Source organism: Armatimonadota bacterium (assembly GCA_031081585.1).
In the GTDB taxonomy this organism is placed as follows: Bacteria; Sysuimicrobiota; Sysuimicrobiia; order Sysuimicrobiales; family Humicultoraceae; genus Geohabitans; species Geohabitans tengchongensis.
In genome coordinates, this window is the sequence record JAVHLY010000001.1 from 212,077 (window position 1) to 215,711 (window position 3,635).

General features: G+C 73.6%; 3 protein-coding genes. All 3 read left to right on the forward strand.

The genetic code is table 11. From position 1 onward, the window contains the following. The first annotated feature begins 182 nt into the window (after positions 1 to 182). The 3 genes from RB146_00970 (at position 183) to RB146_00980 (ending at position 3,574) form a co-directional block, all read left to right on the forward strand. Positions 183 to 632, forward strand: coding sequence for a tripartite tricarboxylate transporter TctB family protein (locus RB146_00970; protein MDQ7827553.1), 450 nt, complete (start codon positions 183 to 185; stop codon positions 630 to 632). A 13-nt stretch (positions 633 to 645) separates the two neighbouring features. Beyond that, positions 646 to 2,175: a tripartite tricarboxylate transporter permease gene (locus RB146_00975; GenBank protein MDQ7827554.1), complete on the forward strand. Its 1,530-nt coding sequence runs from the start codon at positions 646 to 648 to the stop codon at positions 2,173 to 2,175. 115 nt (positions 2,176 to 2,290) lie between these two features. Then, on the forward strand, positions 2,291 to 3,574 hold the full coding sequence (locus RB146_00980; GenBank protein MDQ7827555.1) for an alkaline phosphatase family protein: 1,284 nt from the start codon (positions 2,291 to 2,293) through the stop codon (positions 3,572 to 3,574). Positions 3,575 to 3,635: the final 61 nt, after the last annotated feature.

Sequence of the window (3,635 nt, forward strand, 5' to 3'; positions counted from 1 at the left end):
CTGGCTGGAGAGCAAGGACCGCACCGTCCGCGAGCTGATGGTCAAGGGCGGCCTGGCCACCGGCAGCTGAGGCGTGCCGCGGGGCGGGCCCGTGCGCCCGCCCCGCGGGCCGTGACGCGGGCCGCCCGGGCCGGTGAGGCGGCGCGAGAGGGGGGAGCGAGGTGCGACGGGCGGAGGTCCTGATGGCCGCGGGGCTGCTCGCCTTCGCCGTGGTGATGCTCCGGCAGGCGCTGCACCTGCCGGTGGGCTGGACGGCCACGGGGCCGGGCGCGGGGTTCTTCCCCTTCTGGCTCGCCCTCGGCGTGGGCGTGGTGGCGGTGGTGCTCCTCTGGCAGGCCGTGCGCGTGCCCGCCGCCGAAGGGGCGCTCGTCCCCGTCGGCGCCTGGAAGCCGCTGCTCGTCGTCTTCCTCCCCATCGTCGCCACCATCGCGCTGCTGGGCGTGCTGGGGCTCTACCTGGGCGGGGCGCTCTACCTGGCCGGGTACACGCGCCTGGTGGGACGGCACCGCTGGCCCTTCGTCGTCGCGGTCAGCGTGCTGGTGCCGCTCGGGCTCTTCCTGATCTTCGAGCGGTGGTTCCTCCTGCCCATGCCCAAGGGCGCAGTCCTGGAGTGGCTCCTCTACGGGCGGTGAGCCGGTGGCCCTGCTGAACGTCTTCGCCGATCTGCTCTACGGGCTGGGGGTGGCCGCCACCCCGTACAACCTGACCGTGGCCGTCATCGGCCTGCTGCTGGGCACCGCCATCGGGGTGCTGCCGGGCCTCGGGGGGACGAACGGGGTGGCGCTGTTGCTGCCGCTCACCTTCAACCTGACGCCCACCGCGGCGATCATCCTGCTGGCCTCGGTGTACTGGGGGGCGATCTTCGGGGGCGCCATCACCTCCATTCTCTTCAACATCCCCGGCGAGCCCTGGTCGGTGGCCACCACCTTCGACGGCCACCCCCTGGCCAAGCAGGGGCGGGCAGGGATGGCCCTCACCGCGGCGTTCACCTCCTCCTTCATCGGCGCGCTGGTCGCCATCGTCCTCTTCACCTTCTTCGCGCCCCCGCTGGCGGAGTGGGCGCTGCGCTTCGGACCGCCGGAGAACTTCGCGGTGCTCATGCTCGCCTTCGCCACCTTCGCCGGGCTCGGGGGCGGGAAGCCCGCCAAGACCATCCTCATGACCCTGCTGGGGCTGCTCCTCAGCACCATGGGGTTCGACATCGTCACCGGCCAGCCGCGCATGCACTTTGGGCTCGTCTCCCTGCAGAGCGGCATCAACTTCATCGTCATCGCCATCGGCCTCTTCGGCCTGGGGGAGATCTTCCTCACGGTGGAGGAGGGGCTGCGGCTGGAGGGGGTCCGGGGGCGCATCAGTTTCCGCGACCTGTGGGAGACCTGGGCCCGTTTCCCTCGGTACGTCGCCACCCTGGTGCGGGCCACGCTGCTCGGCTTCTGGATCGGCGTCCTCCCGGGGACGGGGGCCACCCCGGCGTCCTTCATGAGCTACGGCCTGGCCAAGCAGCTGAGCAAGGAGCCGGAGAAGTTCGGTAAAGGCTCGGTCGAGGGGGTGGTGGCGCCGGAGACGGCGGCGCACGCCGCGGGCATTGGGGCGCTGCTGCCCATGGTGACGCTGGGCATCCCCGGCTCGCCGACGGCGGCAGTGATGCTGGCGGGGTTCTTCATCTGGGGGCTCAACCCCGGGCCGCTGCTCTTCACCACCCAGCGGGAGTTCGTCTGGGGGCTCATCGGCTCGATGTACCTGGCCAACGTCATCGGCGTGCTCATCGTGCTCACGCTGGTGCCGGCCTTTGCCGCGATCAACCGCATCCCCTTCGCGCTGCTGGCCCCGCTCATCGTCATCCTCTCCAGCATCGGTGCCTACGCGGTGAACAACCAGACCCTGGACCTGTGGATCATGCTGGGGGCCGGGGTGGCCGGCTACCTGTTCAGGAAGCTGGACTACCCGCTGGCGCCGCTGGTGGTCGCCCTGGTGCTGGGCGACATGACGGAGCAGGCGCTGCGCCAGTCGCTGATCATGGGGCAGGGATCCTTTGCCATCTTCGTCACACGGCCGATCGCCCTGGCCTTCCTGGCCGGGGCGGCGGTGCTGTTCCTGCTCCCCCTCTACCGCGCCCTGCGCAACGGCCGGCGCCCGCGGCCGCTGCGGCCGGCCGAGGCCAAACTCGAAGCTTAACCCGCGCCCCGTCAGGACACGGCCGCCTGCTATCCTACTCTTCTGTCCGGCCCGACTATCCTGTCCGGCCCGACCGCGGTGGCCAGCACTCTCCTCATGACCCGGAGGCGCGACGATGGCAGCCGGTCCCGCCAGGAAGATCCTCTACGTGGTCCTCGACGGCGCCGGGGACCGGCCCGCCGCCGCCCTGGGCGGCCGGACCCCGCTGGCCGCCGCCCAGACGCCCCACCTCGACCGGCTGGCCGCCCGGGGCCAGCTCGGGCTGGTCTACACCGTCGGCCCGGAGATCGCGCCGGAGTCGGACGTGGCCGTCACCGCCATCCTCGGCTACGACCCGCACACCGCCCACGTCGGCCGCGGCCCGCTCGAAGCCCTGGGCGCAGGGGTCCGGTTTCGGGAAGGCGACCTGGCGCTGCGCGGCAACTTCGCCACGCTGGGCAGCGGGTGGCGGATCGTCGACCGCCGCGTCGGCCGCACCCTGACGGCGGAGGAGGCCCGGGCCCTGGCGGAGGCGGTGACGGCGGAGGTCCGGTTGGACGAGGTCCCGGCCGAGGTGGAGGTGCGCGCGTCCGTCGGACATCGGTGCGCGGTCGTCCTGCGACGCCGGGACGGCCGCTTTTCCGCTGCGGTGAGCAACACCGATCCGGCCTACGGGCGCGTCGGCGGGCTGGGCGTGGCGCGGGCGGCCGCGGGCGACGAGGTGGAGGAGGCCCGCCCGCTCGACGACACCCCCGAGGCCCGCGCCGCCGCCGTGGCGATGAACGAGTTCACGCGCCGCGTGCGCGAGCTCCTCGACCGCCACCCCGTGAATGCGCGCCGCCGCGCCGAAGGCCAGCTCCCTGCCAACATCATCCTCCTGCGGGATGCCGGCGACCGCCTGCCCGCCGTCCCCCCGATGGCGGAGCGCTTCGGGGTCCGGCTGGGGTGCGTCGTGGAGATGCCGGTGGAGCGCGGCATCGCCCGCATGCTGGGGATGGACGTGGTGGAGATCGCCCCGGGGGCCGGGTACCGCGCCTGGGCGACCACGGCGCGCGAGGCCCTTCGGGCCTGCGACGGGCTCTACCTCCACCTGAAGGGGCCCGACGAGCCCGGCCACGACGGGGACGCGGCGCGGAAGGTGGAGAGCCTAGAACGGATCGACGCGGAGTTCTTCGGGCCGCTGCTCGATCAGGCGGAGCGCGACTGGCTGTGGGCGGTGACCGCCGACCACGCCACGCCGGTGGAGGCCCGTGCCCACACCGCCGACCCGGTGCCGCTGCTGGTGGCGCCGCTCGATCCCCCCGACGGTGGGCGCTTCACCGAAGCGGACGCGGCGCGGGGGTCGCTCGGCACGCGGCGCGGCGTCGACATCCTCCCGCTGCTGGTACGCCTGGCGCGGCAGAGCCCCGGCCCGGCGTGAGGGCGGCCGCGGCGGCGCACGGGCGGCCGCGGCGGTGTGACCGCCGGGCGCGGCGCTGTGA

Coding starts and splice junctions, on each gene's coding strand:
- RB146_00970 (MDQ7827553.1), top strand. CDS start 183: ATGGCCGCGGGGCTGCTCGCCTTCGCCGTGGTGATGCTCCGGCAGGCG.
- RB146_00980 (MDQ7827555.1), top strand. CDS start 2,291: ATGGCAGCCGGTCCCGCCAGGAAGATCCTCTACGTGGTCCTCGACGGC.